This is a genomic window from Bacillus sp. SIMBA_074, from assembly GCF_046534555.1.
Classification (GTDB): Bacteria; Bacillota; Bacilli; order Bacillales; family Bacillaceae_G; genus Bacillus_A; species Bacillus_A mycoides.
Window position 1 is genome coordinate 107323 of record NZ_JAWRYM010000009.1, and the last position, 18072, is coordinate 125394.

An 18072-nucleotide genomic window follows, 5' to 3' on the forward strand; every position below is an offset into this window, starting at 1 on the left:
TTTTTAACGATTTTAGCTCACGGAAGGTTACGAGGTAAAAATAACTGAAGGAATACTAAAAAAATAATAACCGACGGATTTTCGTTTGAATACTAATGACTTTTATGGATTCATGAACTTGGCTCTTCAGGAAGAGCATTTTTGATAGCTTAATATAGGAGGTAAATAAATTATGAACGTTAACTACGGTAGACATACTATTATTGAAGTTGATTTAAATGCACTGCAACGTAATTTCCAACAGTACAAACAAGCTATTCCATTTGGTACAGCGATTATGACAGTTGTAAAAGCGAATGCCTATGGACACGGGGCAGTTCCGATTGCGAAGGCGGTAATAGAGGCAGGCACAAGTCACTTGGCAGTTGCGTTTGTAGATGAAGGAATTGAACTTAGAGAAGCTGGTATAACTGTACCAATATTAATCTTTGGATACACACCGTATGAAGCGATAGTAGATGCAATTACGTATGATTTAAGCATGACAGTATATACAATTGAGGATTTGCATGCTATAGAAGAGGTTGCTTCACAAATGGAAAAGAATGCGTACATCCATATTAAAATTGACACTGGAATGAGCCGAATCGGTTTACAACTTAATGAAGTCACATTGTTTTTACAAACATTAAAGTGTACAAAATATATTCAGGTTGAAGGAATGTACACGCACTTCGCTTGTGCAGATGAAAGGGATAAAGCATATACTCTCATGCAACAAGAGGTATTCCAAAAAGCCGTAAGCAAAGCAGAAGAGTTACAAATTGTTATTCCATGGATTCATGCCAATAATAGTGCTGCTACAATTGATATGAGAGAAACAAAAGGAAATATGGTCCGCCTTGGAATCGCGTTATACGGTCTCTATCCATCTGCAGATGTCAATCAAGAAGCTATTTCGTTACAGCCTATCCTGACATTTAAATCAAAAGTTGCGCATATCAAAAAAGTAAAAAAAGGAAATGGGGTTAGCTATGGAGCAACATACACAGCGACAGGAGAAGAATGGATTGCGACGATACCGGTTGGATATGCGGATGGTGTCAGCAGGCGACTCTCGAATAAAGGGTTTGTATTAATAAAGGATGTGAAAGTTCCTATTATAGGACGTATTTGTATGGACCAGTTAATGTTGGACGTAACAAAAATCATGCCAATACATGTTGGGGATGAGGTGGTCTTTTATGGTAATCAAGGCGAGGAATCAATAAGTGTAGATTGCGTTGCAGATACATTAAGTACAATTAATTATGAGATTACTTGTATGTTAAGTAGAAGGATACCTCGCATCTATATAAAAGACAATAAGCCAATCGAAATAATAAATGAACTACGAAGAAGTCCTATCAGTTTATGTATAAATGAATGAAGAATCTTCATCATAAATTTATGCTAACTTCACATACAGCACAAATTGAAATTGTATTATGTATATGTACCAAATAGATGAAATTGTATAGTATTGCTGTTTTTAAATAATCAAAATCCTATTATTTCTATATAAGGGTCTTAATTGTATATTTAGAGATAATATTTTATTTAGAAGCAGATTTTAATAAAAAGGAATTCAAATAAAAGGGGAATGTCTTATGACAACATATACGAGCGAGATAAAAAAAAGTTTAGTAACTGAAGAAGATGTGGATATTTTAAAAATAATGGCGCATCCAATACGATTACAAATTGTAAATGAATTAAGTGCACGCAAAACTTGTAATGTAACACAATTAACAGAAATATTGAATATTCCTCAATCGACTGTTTCGCAGCATTTATCAAAAATGAAAGGTAAAGTGCTAAGAGCTGAGAGAAGAGGGTTAGAAATTTATTATTATATTAATAATTTAAAAGCAAGCAAGATTGTTAGTGTTTTAGGATATGTAAATTAATGAATTGTTATTATACAAAATAGCCTCCGCTGTTAAGCAGGGGCTATTTTGTATTGTATTGTTTTATTTATTTGCATTTAAAATTTTATAGTTTTTATGATTTACAATTGTTCGGTCAAATTCAAAAGTACCACCGCTTACATCTGTGACTTCAACTAAGACCGATTCAGTGTATAGTTTTAGTACAGATGCTGTGATCTTTAAGTTATTTCGTTGAAATAGTATAGTATCGCCTACGTTTGCTTTCATAGTACCTCCTTATAAAAGTCAGAAATGTTTGTTTATTATATATATTAAACCACGTATAGATATATTAGTGAATGTTTAGTTTTATTTATCAATAAAATATTTGTTGTTTAGTAAAAATTAAAGTGCAAAATTATGTAAATGAATTATATATTTTCTATTTTTTATGTATAAAATTGTGAAAAAACGTTGTAATTCTGTATGTTTCGTAAAAAAAAAAAGATATATGGAAGTTAAAATGTATAAAAGATGGAATTTTTGATTACAAGCATTGTAATGAGAAGCCAGATTACAAGACTATTAAATGATTTGTATCAAGAAATACAGACGCAACATGTTATAAACGTTGAAGAGTTAAATAAGAATAGGATAAGCAAAATATTGAAGTCCAGCCATGGATAATTCGATAATTTTTTTGGTAAAAGAGGATGTGAAAGCTCCGTAATTCGTATTGATGCAAAACATTGTAAAAGCTGCTACGTATTTAACAAGTAGTTTTTTGTATTTCACCCTTCGTTTTCTGTAACTGATTCCATATTTTTGACGCTCCATCTTGTAAGTGCTTACATAAGCGGAAACATCCTATACAATGAAGTTGTTAAGTCGAATGAGGTGGCGAAAATAAAAATAAAAAAAGCATATTTAGCGAATAGCATTGAAATAGAAAGAGGAGGAGAGATGGTATGAAAAAATCATCGGTTAATCCATGGCTTGTTGTCCTTGGAACAGTCATAGTACAAATGGGGCTTGGTACGATATATACATGGAGTTTATTCAATCAGCCCTTAGTGAGTAAATACGGTTGGAGTCTTAACGCTGTTGCTATAACTTTCTCAATTACTAGCCTGTCTTTAGCGTTTTCAACTTTGTTTGCGAGTAAATTGCAAGAAAAATGGGGACTTCGTAAACTTATTATGATAGCTGGACTAGCATTAGGAATTGGATTAATACTTAGTTCACAAGCTTCCTCATTAATATTGCTTTATGTACTAGCAGGGGTTGTTGTAGGTTATGCAGATGGTACAGCATATATCACTTCATTATCCAATTTAATAAAGTGGTTTCCAAAGCGTAAAGGTTTAATTGCTGGTATTTCTGTCTCTGCATATGGTTCGGGTAGCTTAATTTTTAAATATATTAACGCACAGTTAATTGAATCAGTTGGTGTATCACAAGCGTTTATATACTGGGGTTTAATTGTTACAGCTATGATTGTCCTTGGCGCTTGTTTAATCCATCAAGCTGCAGATCAAGGAGCAGTTCATGAAACAAAAACTCAGGAATATACAACGAAAGAAATGTTAGGCACAAAACAAGTATACTTATTATTTATTATGTTATTTACATCATGTATGAGTGGCTTATATTTAATTGGTATGGTAAAAGACATTGGTGTTCAACTTGTAGGGCTTAGCGCAGCGACAGCAGCTAATGCGGTGGCTATGGTTGCAATCTTCAATACATTAGGTCGTATTATTTTAGGACCGTTATCAGATAAAATCGGCCGTTTAAAAATCGTTACTGGGACATTTGTTGTTATGGCAGCTTCAGTCTTGGTTTTAAGTTTCGTAGATTTAAATTATGGTATCTACTTCGTATGTGTAGCAAGTGTAGCGTTTTGCTTTGGTGGAAATATAACTATTTTCCCAGCTATCGTTGGTGATTTCTACGGTATGAAAAACCATAGTAAGAACTACGGAATTGTGTATCAAGGATTTGGATTTGGAGCGCTCGCTGGTTCCTTTATCGGTGCAGTTCTAGGTGGATTCAAACCAACTTTCATGGTGATCGGCGTATTATGTGTCGTATCATTTATTATCGCACTTTTAATCCAAGTGCCTAAGCAGAAAAAAGAAAAAGAAGAAGAGTATCGCAGTGTAGCGTAAGTATATAAATCTTCTTTAACACTATGTTTACTAAAAAGCACCCTATTTAATAGGGTGCTTTTTTATGAATTACAACATGTGGAATTTTATAGAGGCAAAAAAATGAGTAAAGTATCCGTTTGGATTATATTGGAATATCATAAATTGATATATTATATTCGAAATACTTATTAAATCTTAAATTATAAACACGACATGCATCGGTAATTGCAAGATATACTTTCTCGATATTTTCAGAAAAATGTTGAGAAAATATATACTTGAGTTTTTGGTAAGGCTTTGTAAATGAAGGTAACTACAGTTTATCTTCTTCAATTTTAAAAAGAGGAGTACGAATTAAATTTTTTAATGTAAGTACTTATTAATGCTTTTAGATGTAATTGTATTGAGAAGTACTAAAATATTTTATCTGAAAAATAAAAATAGGTTGACAAGTTTATTGAGAAAGATTATCATTTTGATGTAAGAATATTAAATGAAAAACATTATCAATGAATAATATTTTGATGAAAAGTACACTTGACCAATTAGTTTAGTAAGTGTATTATTTTTTACATTGATAGTGATAATCGTTATCATTATCACTATTTGTTTAATTAGATCAATTTTCAAATGAGAGGATAGAGAAAATGAACTTAGGGGAATTTGATGGGAAAACGGTTTTAGTAACAGGTGCAGCTCAAGGTATAGGCAGTGTTGTTGCCAAAATGTTTTTAGAAAGAGGAGCTACAGTTATTGCGGTTGATCAAAATGAAGAGGGGTTAAACGTACTCTTAAATGAAAATGAATTAAATGAAACACGTATGAAAACATTTCATTTAGATGTGAGTGATAGTACCGCTGTTGAAGATATGGTAAACGGTATTGAAAATGATATAGCACCAATAGATATATTAATAAATGTTGCAGGGGTATTACGTATGGGACCAATTCACTCTTTAAGTGATGAAGATTGGAATAAAACCTTCTCTGTAAATTCTACAGGAGTTTTCTATATGTCTCGAGCAGTAAGTAAACATATGATGCAAAGAAGGTCAGGGGCAATTGTTACAGTTGGTTCAAATGCGGCAAATACTCCGAGAATGGAAATGGCTGCGTATGCTGCATCAAAAGCCGCAACGACAATGTTTATGAAGTGTTTAGGATTAGAGCTTGCAGCATACAATATTCGCTGCAACTTAGTTTCTCCTGGTTCTACTGAAACTGAAATGCAAAGATTACTATGGGCCGATGAGAATGGAGCTGAAAATATAATTGCTGGTTCTCAAAATACATATAGACTCGGTATTCCGTTACAAAAAATTGCACAACCTTCAGAAATTGCTGAAGCAGTATTGTTTTTAGCTTCTGATAAAGCGAGTCATATTACAATGCACAATTTATGTGTCGATGGCGGAGCTACATTAGGAGTTTAATAAAAAATTCAGGAGGTTTTAATACTATGAATGAACTTATAGCCGTAAAGGAACTGTCAGAAAAATTATTAGAAGATTATAAAACTGAATCTTCGTTCTTTTTCGCTTCACCAACTCGAACGATATTGACAGAAGGAGAGTTTACTACAGTAAAACATCATGAAATTGAAAGCTTTCCAGAACTTGTACAAGCGGTATTAAGTAATGCAAAACAAGCCGGAAATCCGAATCCTATCGTTGTTGGTGCTTTGCCTTTTGATCGTAGAAAAGAAGTTCAACTTATCGTACCAGAACATAGTAGAATTACTGAGCGTTTACAGTTAGAGACAACAAATGAGATAAAACGAAATGAGAAACTGACATTTGAAATGACACCGGTTCCAGCTCCTGAAGTTTATATGGATGGTGTGAAGCAAGGAATAGCAAAAATTCAGGACGGAGATTTAAGAAAAATCGTTCTATCCAGATCATTGGATGTTAAGTCTTCCGAGAAAATTGATCAACAAAAACTACTCCGTGAATTAGCGGAACATAATAAGCACGGCTACACATTTGCTGTTAATTTGCCGAAAGATGAAAACGAGTACAGTAAGACGTTAATTGGAGCAAGTCCTGAATTACTTGTTTCACGTCATGGTATGCAAGTAATTTCTAATCCGTTGGCTGGCTCAAGACCACGAAGTGAGGATCCAGTAGAAGATAAAAGAAGGGCAGAAGAATTACTTTCTTCTCCAAAAGATTTACATGAACATGCGGTAGTAGTTGAATCGGTTGCCGCTGCGCTTCGCCCTTACTGTCATATATTACATGTTCCAGAAAAACCCTCAGTTATTCATAGTGAAGCAATGTGGCATTTGTCTACGGAAGTGAAAGGTGAACTAAAGGACCCAAATACGTCTTCTTTAGAATTAGCAATTGCCCTTCATCCAACGCCAGCAGTTTGCGGAACTCCAATGGAAGAAGCGAGAGAGGCTATTCAAAAAATTGAGCCATTTGACCGTGAATTCTTTACAGGAATGTTAGGGTGGAGCGATTTAAATGGAGATGGCGAATGGATTGTTACAATTCGTTGTGCTGAAGTGCAAGAGAATACACTTCGCTTATATGCAGGTGCTGGAGTTGTTGCTGAATCAAAGCCAGAAGATGAGTTAGCAGAAACATCAGCTAAGTTCCAAACAATGTTGAAGGCTTTAGGGTTAAGAGATAATTCGCTGAATGAAAAATAGGGGGAAGAAAGAATGTTAATAGGTTATACGGAATGGCCAAAAGAATTTGCCAATCGCTATCGAGAAGAAGGGTGTTGGCTTGGAGAAACATTTGGTTCGATGTTAAAAGAACGCGCTGAAAAACATGGAGATCAAATTGCGATTGTAAGTGGTAATTCACAAATAACATATAGTGAACTTGATAAACAGGTAGATCGCTTAGCTTCAGGTTTACTGAATTTAGGAATAAAGAAAGAGGATCGAGTTGTAATCCAGTTACCTAACATTATAGAGTTTTTCGAAATATGCTTTGCACTATTTCGAATTGGAGCGCTTCCTGTTTTTGCACTACCTTCACATCGAAGCAGTGAAATTAGTTATTTTTGTGAGTTTGGTGAGGCGAGTGCTTACGTTATTTCAGACAAGGCTCTCGGCTTTGATTACCGAAAACTAGCAAGAGAAGTAAAAGAAAAAGTGCCTACTTTACAACATGTAATCGTAGTAGGGGAAGAAGAAGAGTTTGTGAGTATAAATGAACTTTACATGAATCCCGTTCCATTACCAGAAGTTCAGCCAAGTGATGTTGCGTTTCTCCAATTATCAGGAGGGACGACAGGACTTTCTAAATTAATTCCTAGAACACATGATGACTATATTTATAGTTTACGTGTTAGCGCTGACATTTGTAATTTAAATGCAGAAAGTGTCTATATGGCAGTTCTTCCAGTAGCACACAATTACCCGATGAGTTCTCCAGGGACATTTGGAACTTTTTATGCGGGTGGAAAAGTAGTATTGGCAACTGGAGGTAGTCCAGATGAGGCATTTGCTCTTATAGAAAAAGAAAAAGTTACGATTACAGCGCTCGTTCCACCATTAGCAATGATTTGGCTTGATGCAGCATCTTCCCGTAACGACGATTTATCGAGCCTGCAAGTTATTCAAGTAGGAGGTGCGAAATTTAGTGCCGAAGTTGCGAAGCGTATTCGCCCTACATTCGGATGTACGTTACAGCAAGTGTTCGGTATGGCAGAAGGGTTAGTAAATTACACAAGATTAAATGATCCTGAAGAAATCATTATTCATACGCAAGGTAGACCGATGTCTACATTCGATGAAGTAAGGGTTGTTGATGAAAATGATAACGATGTAAAACCCGGTGAAGTAGGAAGTTTATTAACAAGAGGGCCATATACAATTCGTGGTTATTATAAAGCGGAAGAGCATAATGCACGATCATTTACAAAGGATGGATTTTATCGTACAGGAGATCTTGTGAAAGTAAATGAACAAGGTTACATCATTGTAGAAGGAAGAGATAAAGATCAAATTAATCGTGGCGGTGAGAAGGTTGCTGCGGAAGAGGTTGAAAATCATCTATTAGCACATGATGCAGTACATGATGTAGCAATTGTATCTATGCCTGACGATTATTTAGGAGAACGCACTTGTGCTTTTGTTATCGCTCGTGGACAAGTCCTAACTGCAAACGAATTAAAAATGTTCTTAAGAGAACGTGGTATAGCAGCTTATAAGATTCCAGATCGAATTGAATTTATTGAATCATTCCCACAAACAGGTGTTGGAAAAGTAAGCAAAAAAGAATTACGTAAAGTCATTGCTGAAAAACTTATTACAGTAAAACAATAATAAAAATCGGAAGGAAGTGATTAGATGGCTATCCCATCTATTTCAGTATATAAAATGCCAATTGAATCAGAACTACCAAAAAATAAAGTGAATTGGACGCCAGATCCGAAACGTGCGGTTCTTCTAATCCATGACATGCAAGAATATTTTCTTGATGCATATAGCGATAAAGAATCGCCAAAAGTAGAACTAATTTCAAATATTAAGGTGATAAGAGAAAGATGCAAGGAACTTGGTATACCAGTTGTTTATACAGCACAACCTGGTGGACAAACGTTAGAACAACGAGGGTTATTACAAGACTTTTGGGGTGACGGTATTCCTGCTGGACCAGATAAAAAGAAAATTGTCGATGAGCTTACTCCAGATGAGGATGATATATTCCTAACCAAATGGAGATATAGTGCATTTAAAAAGACGAATCTATTAGAAATTTTAAATGAGCAGGGAAGAGATCAACTTATTATTTGCGGTATTTATGCGCATATTGGCTGCCTTTTAACAGCTTGTGAAGCATTTATGGATGGTATAGAGCCATTTTTTGTAGCAGATGCAGTTGCTGATTTTTCACTAGAGCATCATAAACAAGCATTGCAGTATGCATCAAATAGATGTGCAGTAACGACATCAACAAACTTACTATTAAAAGATTTACAAAGTGTAAAAAGCGATGAGAGTGAAGGAATCACTTTACAGAAAGTACATGAACTAGTTGCACAACTACTCCGTGAGCCAGTAGAGAGTATTGAAGTTGATGAAGACTTATTAAATAGAGGACTTGATTCGGTCAGAATTATGAGTTTAGTAGAGAAGTGGCGCCGCGAAGGGAAAGAAATCACTTTTGCAGATTTAGCAGAACGTCCAACTGTTGATGATTGGTACCGTTTACTATCTTCACAAGCAGCACAAGTGCTGTAACAAATAGACTACATAATAAAGGGGTAGTAAAGAATGCCTAACAGTCAAAAGATTCGTCATTCGTTATCATCTGCGCAGTTTGGTATGTGGTTTGCGCAACAATTAGATCCGCTTAATCCGATTTATAATACTGGGGAATATATAGAAATAAACGGAAATATTAATCATGAAATTTTCGAGTTAGCTGTACGTAAAGTGGTAAAAGAAGCAGAAGCACTTCATGTTCGTTTCGAAGAGGATGAAATTGGCCCATGGCAAGTTATTGAGGAATCGTCAACGTTTCATATGCATTTTATTGACGTTCGTAAAGAGGGAAATCCTGAAGAAGCTGCTAAAGTATGGATGAAAAATGATTTATCTGTACCGATAGATTTAAAAGAAGATAAATTATTTACTGAAGCACTTATTCAAGTTGAAAATAATCGTTTCTTTTGGTATCAGCGCATCCATCACATTGTGATGGATGGCTATGGATTTTCACTTCTTAGCCAAAAGGTAGCGAATGAGTATACCTCACTTATAGAAGAAACAAATAAGAATGAAAAGCCATTTGGTTCTCTTGCAAAAATTGTACAAGAAGATAATGAGTATCGTGAATCTAAACAAATTCAGGAAGATCGTACTTTTTGGCTAGAAAAGTTTGCAGATGAACCGGAAGTTATAAGTTTAGCAGAACGAGCACCGAGAACATCAAATGGATTTTTACGAGAAACTGCTTATCTATCAAATGCTAGTACGAAAACTTTACTAGAAGATATTAATATTTCGTTAACGAGTTGGCCCGAATTTGTTGTAGCTGTAACAAGTATTTATATGCATAAATTAACAGGTGCAAATGATATTGTTTTAGGTTTACCGATGATGGGGCGTCTTGGTTCTGTATCTATTCATACACCTAGCATGGTAATGAATTTAGTTCCACTTCGTCTAAAGTTAACTCCAAATATAACTTTTGCAGAATTAATACAGCAAGTTTCTAAAGAAATTCGAGACGTACGTCGTCATCATAAATATCGTCATGAGGAATTAAGAAGAGACTTAAAGTTACTAGGTGAAAATCAAAGGTTGTTTGGGCCGTTAGTGAATGTTATGCCTTTTGATTACGGGCTTAACTTTGCTGGAAATCGTGGTATTACACATAATTTATCAGCAGGACCTGTCGATGACTTATCGATTAATGTATATAAGCGCTTCGATGAAAATGAGTTAATGATTCATTTTGATGCGAATCCGGAAGTATATAGCGATACGGAACTAGCATTGCATAAAGAAAGATTTATGAATCTATTAGAATTTATGATAAATAATTATCATAAAGACGAGCCGATTGGAAAAATAAACATTACTCTTCCTGAAGAAAATCATAAAGTTTTATTGGAATGGAATGAAACGAAGAAAGCTGAAGAGCTAATTAATCTACCTATATTATTTGAAAAACAAGTACAAAAAAATCCAAATAAAATAGCAGTTACTTGTAACGGGATAAAACTTACGTATAAAGAGCTAAATGAACGAGCGAATGAACTAGCACACTATTTATTAGAAGAAGGAATAGAAGTAAATCAGTTTGTAGCCTTAGTATTTCCAAGATCAATAGAAATGGTAGTTAGTATGCTAGCAGTTCTAAAGGCTGGTGCAGCGTATTTACCGATAGATCCAGAATACCCAGCCGAGCGAATTCATTATATAGTAAATGATGCAAATCCGGTTTGTATCATAACACATTCATCTGTTTCATCTACTTTAGTTATAGAAAATGATATTAAAAAAATCATATTAGATAGCGAAGAAACGAAAATAGCGTTAAAAACATATTCTCATATGAATATATCATTTAAAAATGATGAATCACTTTTAAACCAAGCTTATACAATTTACACTTCAGGATCAACTGGAAATCCAAAAGGTGTAATTGTTCCTATGAAAGGTTTAAGTAACTTCTTATTAGCTATGAAAGATATGTTTTCATTAAATGAAAACGATCATTTATTAGCAGTTACAACGTTTGCGTTTGATATTTCTGCTCTAGAAATTTATTTACCTCTTATTAGTGGTGCAAGTTTAACAATTGCACAAAAAGAGGTAATCCAAGAGCCTTCTGCGTTAACGACATTGTTACAAGAAGAAAGAGCGACAATTATGCAAGCTACACCGACGCTCTGGCAGGCGTTAATAACTGAATATCCAGAGAGGTTACAAAGGCTAAACGTACTCGTTGGCGGTGAAGCTCTTCCGGCACATTTAGCAAATAAATTAAAAGAATTAGGTTGCTCTATAACTAACTTATATGGACCAACTGAAACGACTATTTGGTCTACTTTCATAAATATTGATGACAGTGAAAATGGTATACCTCCTATTGGAAGACCAATTTGGAATACAGAAGTGTACGTTTTGGATGCAGGGTTACAGCCTGTTCCACCTGGAGTTATCGGTGAATTATATATTGCAGGAGAAGGACTTGCGAACGGATATTTAGGAAAACCAGCGTTAACGGCTGAACGGTTTGTTGCAAACCCTTATGGAAAAGCTGGAACACGTATGTACCGCACAGGTGATCTTGTGAAATGGCGTAAGGATGGTGTGTTAGAGTACATTAATCGCGCAGATCATCAAATTAAAATTCGCGGTTTCCGAATTGAATTAGCTGAAATTGAAACGGTATTACAACGACATGAAAATATACAACAAGCAGTGGTAATGGTACGAGAAGATCGTCCAAATGATAAACGAATCATTGCGTATATCGTTGCCGAAGAGAAGGAAATGATTCATCTTTCAGAAATTCGCTCTTATGTTTCAGAAAGTTTAGCGAATTATATGGTACCATCAGCATTTGTTGTGCTAGAAGAATTACCATTAACACCAAATGGTAAGGTTGATAGAAAGAAATTACCTGCTCCTGATTTTAATGGAATGAACAATGAGAGAGTTGCTAGAAATCCGAAAGAAGAAATACTATGTGATTTATTTGCAGAAGTACTTAGTGTTTCGCGAATTAGTATAGATGATAATTTCTTTGAAATGGGTGGCCATTCGCTTCTTGCATCTCGTTTAATGGCAAGAATTCGTGAAACGTTAAGTGTAGAATTAGGAATCGGAAAGCTATTTGAATCACCAACTGTTGCTGAATTAGCGAACCAGTTGGATCGTGCAAAAAGCGCAAGACCAGCTATTAAGAAAGTAAGTAGGCCAAATGAAGTTCCACTTTCATTTGCACAGCGCAGGTTATGGTTCTTAAATTGTTTAGAAGGTCCAAGTCCTACTTATAATATTCCGTTAGTCATTCGTATGTCTGGAAAATTGAATGAGGAAGCACTGCAAGGTGCCTTTTATGATGTAGTTGAGAAACATGAAACACTTAGAACGATTTTCCCGAATTCACTTGGCAGTTCATATCAAAGAATTCTAGAAATGGATAAATTGAATTTAAAAATGATTATAACAAATACATGTAAGGATGAATTAGAAAGTACACTGTCTGAAGCTGTAAGATATAGCTTTAATCTTGATATCGAACCAGCAATTCGTTTGCAACTTTTTAAAGTGAGTGAAAACGAACATGTTTTACTAATTCTTTTGCATCATATTGTAGGAGATGGATGGTCATTACAAGCGTTAACGAGAGACTTTACAGCGGCTTATAAAGCACGATGTCAAGGTGATAGTGTTCAACTAGAAACCCTTCCAGTTCAATACGCAGATTATTCACTATGGCAACAACAGCTATTAGGTGATGAAACAAAACCAGACAGTATTATTTCAACACAATTAGATTTTTGGAAAGAAGAGTTAAAAGGTTTACCAGATCAAATGGAGTTACCTACAGATTACCAGCGCCCAATTGAAACTAGTTATCGCGGGGAAACAATTCATTTTCATTTAGATGAAGGTATGCATAGTAGGTTAGTGGAGCTCGCTCGTAAAAATGGAGTTAGTTTGTTTATGGTGTTGCAAGCAGGACTAAGTGCCTTATTTACAAGATTAGGTGCTGGAACTGATATACCATTAGGTAGTCCGATTGCTGGAAGAAACGACGATGTACTCACGGATATAGTTGGTTTATTTGTAAATACATTAGTGTTACGCACAAATACATCAGGAGATCCAAGTTTTAAAGAATTATTAAATAGAGTGAAACAGGTAAACCTTGCAGCTTATGAAAATCAAGATGTTCCATTTGAACGACTTGTTGAAGTGTTAAACCCAGTACGAACTCGAAATAGTCATCCGCTGTTTCAAGTTATGTTAGCTTTCCAAAATACGCCAGAAGCAACGTTTAATGTACCGGATTTAGAAGCGAGCCTTGAAATTCAAAGTGTTGGTTCTGCAAAATTTGATTTAACATTTGAAATTAGCGAGAGTAACAGAGTTGATGGTACTCCAAACGGCTTACATGGATTGTTAGAGTTTAGTACCGATTTATATAAACGTGAAACGGTTCAAAAACTAATAGAACGATTCATTCTATTATTAGATGATGCAGAGAAACATCCGGATCAATCAATTGGTAGATTAGAAATATTAACTTTAGCAGAGCGAAATACAGTTTTAGAAAAGTGGAATGGTGGTTTTCAAATTGTACCTGAAATGACATTGCCACAATTATTTGAAAAGCAGGCTCATGTAAATCAAAATTCTATTGCTGTCGTCTTTGAAGATGAAAAGCTAACTTATGAAGAGTTAAATAGAAAAGCGAATAAAATAGCTCGTTTGTTAATAGCGAAAGGAATCGGTCCTGATCAACTTGTTGCTTTAGCGATGCCGAGATCTTTAAATATGGTTGTAAGCTTACTTGCTGTTCTTAAAGCTGGTGCGGGATACCTTCCGTTAGATCCGGATTATCCGTCAGATCGTATCTCATTTATGCTACACGATGCGAAACCATCATGTGTTTTAACAAATTCAGATGTGGAAATTGAATGTGATGAGGCACTAAAGGTTTTAGTTGATGATGTGAACGTAATAGAAGAAATTGAGAAATATAGTGAAGACAATATAGATGAAATGGAGCGCATGAAGCCGTTATCTCCTTCACATATTGCTTACGTTATTTATACGTCAGGCTCAACAGGTAGACCGAAAGGGGTTATGATACCTCATCAAAATGTAGTAAGACTTTTAGGAGCAACTGATCATTGGTTCCAATTTGACGCAGACGATGTGTGGACGATGTTTCATTCATACGCTTTTGATTTCTCGGTTTGGGAAATTTGGGGGCCTTTATTATATGGAGGGCGTTTAGTTGTAGTACCACATACTGTAAGTCGCTCGCCGAAAGAATTTTTACAGCTTCTTGTTAAGGAAAAGGTTACTGTTTTAAACCAAACTCCATCAGCGTTCTATCAATTGATGCAAGCAGATCGTGAAAATGAAGAGGTTGGTCAAAAATTATCTTTACGATATGTTGTTTTTGGCGGAGAAGCACTTGAACTAAGTCGATTAGAAGATTGGTATAGTCGCCATCCTTATAACGCACCGAAGCTTATTAATATGTACGGAATAACGGAGACGACGGTACATGTTAGTTATATTGAATTAGATGAAAGTATCGTATCTTTACGAGCAAATAGTTTAATCGGGTGCAGTATACCGGATCTTAAAGTATACGTATTAGATAACTATTTACAACCGATGCCACCTGGAGTAGTTGGAGAAATATATGTTGCAGGTGCAGGGCTCGCTCGTGGATATTTAGGAAGAGCAGGATTAACTGCTGAACGTTTTATCGCAGATCCATTTGGTAAGCCAGGTACAAGAATGTATCGTACAGGAGACCTAGCGCGCTGGCGTCAAGATGGGACGTTAGATTATATAGGACGTGCAGATCATCAAATTAAAATTCGTGGATTCCGAATTGAGTTAGGGGAAATAGAAGCGGTAATAATGAAACATCCTAAAGTTGAACAAGTAGCTGTTATTGTACGGGAAGATCAACCAGGGGATAAACGATTAGTTTCTTATATCGTCGCATCAAATAATGAAACGATCGATACGAATGAAATGCGTCAGTATGTTGGAGGTAGTTTGCCAGATTATATGGTTCCATACGCTTTTGTAGTAGTAAATGAGTTACCTTTAACTCCAAACGGTAAATTAGATAGAAAGGCATTGCCAGCTCCAGAATTTATTGCATCATCTTCTAGCCGCGGACCGAGAACACCGCAAGAAGAAATGTTATGTGACTTGTTTACAGAAGTTTTAAGTGTGTCTCAAATTGGAATTGATGATGGATTCTTTGATCTTGGTGGTCATTCACTTCTTGCAGTGCAGCTGATGAGTCGCATTAAAGAGGCACTTGGAGTTGAACTAAATATCGGAACTTTATTTGCAGCACCTACTGTTGCAGGGCTTGCTGAAAGACTTGAAATGGGGAATGGTCAAAGTGCACTTGATGTGTTGCTTCCATTACGAGCAAGCGGAGATCAATTACCACTATTTTGTGTACATCCAGCAGGTGGATTAAGTTGGTGCTATGCAGGACTTATGAAATCTTTAGGAACAGATTATCCAATCTATGGTGTACAAGCACGTGGTATCGCTGAAAATGAAGAACTTCCAAAAAGCTTAGAGGAGATGGCGGCGGATTATTTAAAACACGTTCGTGGAATACAGCCTCACGGACCATATCGTTTACTCGGATGGTCGCTTGGAGGAAATGTTGTTCATGCTATGGCGGCGCAACTTCAAAATGAAGGGGAAGAAGTAGAATTACTCGTTATGCTGGATTCGTATCCTGGTCACTTCTTACCGAATACGGAAGCACCTACTGAAGAAGAAGCGTTAATCGCATTACTTGCTTTAGGTGGATATGATCCAGATAACATGGATGGTAAACCACTTACTATGGAAAGTGCGGTTGCAATACTTCGCAAAGATGGAAGTGCATTAGCAAGTCTTGAGGAAGAGACTATTTTAAACTTGAAAGAAACATATGTAAATTCAGTAGGGTTGTTAGGGAAATACGTGCCAAAAGTTTATAACGGGGATATTTTATTCTTTAGATCTACTGTTATACCAGACTGGTTTAATCCTATTTCTCCAAATACGTGGCTAAATTATTTAGACGGGGAAATCGTGCAGCATGACATTGATTGTAGACATAAAGATTTATGTCAGCCAGGTCCACTTACAGAAATTGGACAAGTGCTAGCGAAATATTTGCAGAATAAGAAAGGGGTAAGTAAAGTATGACGAATCCATTTGAAAATGATAATTACACATATAAAGTATTAATGAATGAGGAGGGCCAGTATTCTCTCTGGCCTGCCTTTCTCGATGTACCAATTGGATGGAATGTCGTACATGAAGAAGCTAGCAGACAAGTTTGCTTAGAATACGTTGAAGTTAACTGGAATGATTTAGAGCCGAAAAAAAATCAAATTAGCGAAAAAATATTAGTAGGAAAACAATAATGAAAGTAAAAATAAATCCAAAAGTAGTTGTAAGCATCGTTTATATAACAGCGATGTTTATGGCTGCGATGGATGCAACGATTGTGAATGTAGCACTGCAAATGATAAGCAAAGAACTGCAAGTACCCCCATCTGCAATGGGGACAGTAAATGTTGGGTATTTAGTTAGCTTAGCTGTTTTTCTTCCGATTTCTGGTTGGTTAGGCGATCGTTTTGGTACGAAAAAAGTATTTTTAACTGCCCTTTTCGTTTTTACAATTGCATCTGCATTATGTGGAATTGCGAATGATATTACTTCATTAAACATTTTTCGTATCATTCAAGGTGCTGGTGGCGGGCTTTTAACACCAGTCGGGATGGCGATGTTATTCCGAACATTTTCACCAGAGGAAAGACCAAAAATTTCTCGATTTATTGTACTTCCAATTGCTGTAGCACCAGCGATCGGACCAATTATTGGTGGTTTCTTTGTAGATCAAATGTCTTGGCGCTGGGCATTTTATATTAATCTGCCGTTTGGTATCATTGCGTTGCTATTTGGACTTCTATTTTTAGCAGAGCATATTGAAAAATCAGCTGGTCGTTTTGATTCTCTCGGTTTTGTTCTTTCAGCACCAGGTTTTGCGATGCTCATCTATGCACTCAGTCAAGGGCCGTCAAAAGGTTGGGTTTCTCCAGAAATAATAAGTACTGGGATAGCTGGGATTGTATTCATTTCACTGTTTATAATTGTAGAATTGAAAGTAAAGCAACCGATGTTAGATTTACGCTTATTAAAAGAACCCGTTTTTAGAAAAATGAGTCTCATATCCTTGTTTTCATCTGCTGGTTTACTTGGAATGCTATTTGTTTTTCCGCTTATGTATCAAAATGTAATCGGAGTTTCTGCGCTGGAATCAGGTCTTACGACATTCCCAGAGGCGATTGGATTAATGATTTCTTCGCAAATTGTACCATGGACGTATAAGAAATTAGGGGCTCGAAAAGTAATCTCTATTGGATTAATAAGTACCGCGGTTATATTTATTTTATTAAGTTTTGTAAATCATGATACGAATCCATGGCAAATACGAGCGTTATTGTTTGGTATAGGTATTTTCTTAGGGCAGTCTGTCGGTGCTGTTCAATTTTCTGCTTTTAACAATATCACGCCACCTTCTATGGGTAGAGCAACTACTATATTCAATGTACAAAACCGACTAGGATCTGCAATAGGAGTTGCTGTTTTAGCTAGTATACTATCTGGTTTTGGAAGTAATAACGTACAGAATAATGTACAGTCAGATTTCTTACCATATCAAGCAGCATTAATTGGATCAGCAATATTTTTACTCATAGCATTACTATTTTCTTTACGTATTTCTGATAAAGAGGTAATGTCAAAGAAGAATAAAAAGCCGTTATCTGTATTACAAAAAGAGAAAGAAGTTGTAAATGAATGAGTTGCA

General features: G+C 35.7%; 11 protein-coding genes. 10 read left to right on the top strand and 1 reads right to left on the bottom strand.

Annotation, left to right across the window (positions count from 1 at the left end):
- Positions 1–172 precede the first annotated feature (172 nt).
- Positions 173–1369, top strand: coding sequence for an alanine racemase (gene alr / locus SB773_RS12770; RefSeq protein WP_410590225.1), 1197 nt, complete (start codon positions 173–175; stop codon positions 1367–1369).
- Between the two features lie 220 nt (positions 1370–1589).
- Positions 1590–1889: an ArsR/SmtB family transcription factor gene (locus SB773_RS12775; RefSeq protein WP_002012759.1), complete on the top strand. Its 300-nt coding sequence runs from the start codon at positions 1590–1592 to the stop codon at positions 1887–1889.
- Positions 1890–1952: 63 nt separating this feature from the next.
- Here the strand turns inward: SB773_RS12775 and SB773_RS12780 are convergent, their stop codons facing one another.
- A complete protein-coding gene (locus SB773_RS12780; protein ID WP_002012762.1) occupies positions 1953–2138 on the bottom strand; it encodes a YkvS family protein in 186 nt (61 codons plus the stop codon).
- A gap of 680 nt (positions 2139–2818) precedes the next feature.
- Here SB773_RS12780 and SB773_RS12785 point away from each other — a divergent pair.
- The 8 genes from SB773_RS12785 (at position 2819) to SB773_RS12820 (ending at position 18066) form a co-directional block, all read left to right on the top strand.
- Complete coding sequence (locus SB773_RS12785; RefSeq protein ID WP_002085734.1) at positions 2819–4021, top strand: L-lactate MFS transporter; 1203 nt, start codon at positions 2819–2821, stop codon at positions 4019–4021.
- Positions 4022–4650: 629 nt separating this feature from the next.
- Positions 4651–5436, top strand: a complete 786-nt coding sequence (dhbA, locus tag SB773_RS12790; protein ID WP_002012767.1) for a 2,3-dihydro-2,3-dihydroxybenzoate dehydrogenase — start codon at positions 4651–4653, stop codon at positions 5434–5436.
- Between the two features lie 26 nt (positions 5437–5462).
- Positions 5463–6662, top strand: a complete 1200-nt coding sequence (dhbC, locus tag SB773_RS12795) for an isochorismate synthase DhbC (RefSeq protein ID WP_016094091.1) — start codon at positions 5463–5465, stop codon at positions 6660–6662.
- A 12-nt stretch (positions 6663–6674) separates the two neighbouring features.
- A complete protein-coding gene (locus SB773_RS12800; protein WP_060751736.1) occupies positions 6675–8291 on the top strand; it encodes a (2,3-dihydroxybenzoyl)adenylate synthase in 1617 nt (538 codons plus the stop codon).
- 24 nt (positions 8292–8315) lie between these two features.
- Positions 8316–9209 (top strand): isochorismatase family protein, encoded by an 894-nt coding sequence (locus SB773_RS12805; RefSeq protein ID WP_002012770.1) that lies wholly within the window; start codon positions 8316–8318, stop codon positions 9207–9209.
- A 33-nt stretch (positions 9210–9242) separates the two neighbouring features.
- Entirely contained in the window at positions 9243–16403 is a 7161-nt protein-coding gene (locus SB773_RS12810) for an amino acid adenylation domain-containing protein (protein ID WP_410590229.1), read from the top strand.
- Positions 16400–16624: an MbtH family protein gene (locus tag SB773_RS12815; protein ID WP_000184075.1), complete on the top strand. Its 225-nt coding sequence runs from the start codon at positions 16400–16402 to the stop codon at positions 16622–16624. Before SB773_RS12810 ends, SB773_RS12815 begins: the two co-directional genes overlap by 4 nt.
- Positions 16624–18066: an MDR family MFS transporter gene (locus SB773_RS12820; protein WP_410590232.1), complete on the top strand. Its 1443-nt coding sequence runs from the start codon at positions 16624–16626 to the stop codon at positions 18064–18066. The genes SB773_RS12815 and SB773_RS12820 overlap by 1 nt, the downstream gene beginning before the upstream one ends.
- Positions 18067–18072: the final 6 nt, after the last annotated feature.

Coding starts and splice junctions, on each gene's coding strand:
- alr (WP_410590225.1), top strand. CDS start 173: ATGAACGTTAACTACGGTAGACATACTATTATTGAAGTTGATTTAAAT.
- SB773_RS12775 (WP_002012759.1), top strand. CDS start 1,590: ATGACAACATATACGAGCGAGATAAAAAAAAGTTTAGTAACTGAAGAA.
- SB773_RS12780 (WP_002012762.1), bottom strand. CDS start 2,138: ATGAAAGCAAACGTAGGCGATACTATACTATTTCAACGAAATAACTTA.
- SB773_RS12785 (WP_002085734.1), top strand. CDS start 2,819: ATGAAAAAATCATCGGTTAATCCATGGCTTGTTGTCCTTGGAACAGTC.
- dhbA (WP_002012767.1), top strand. CDS start 4,651: ATGAACTTAGGGGAATTTGATGGGAAAACGGTTTTAGTAACAGGTGCA.
- dhbC (WP_016094091.1), top strand. CDS start 5,463: ATGAATGAACTTATAGCCGTAAAGGAACTGTCAGAAAAATTATTAGAA.
- SB773_RS12800 (WP_060751736.1), top strand. CDS start 6,675: ATGTTAATAGGTTATACGGAATGGCCAAAAGAATTTGCCAATCGCTAT.
- SB773_RS12805 (WP_002012770.1), top strand. CDS start 8,316: ATGGCTATCCCATCTATTTCAGTATATAAAATGCCAATTGAATCAGAA.
- SB773_RS12810 (WP_410590229.1), top strand. CDS start 9,243: ATGCCTAACAGTCAAAAGATTCGTCATTCGTTATCATCTGCGCAGTTT.
- SB773_RS12815 (WP_000184075.1), top strand. CDS start 16,400: ATGACGAATCCATTTGAAAATGATAATTACACATATAAAGTATTAATG.
- SB773_RS12820 (WP_410590232.1), top strand. CDS start 16,624: ATGAAAGTAAAAATAAATCCAAAAGTAGTTGTAAGCATCGTTTATATA.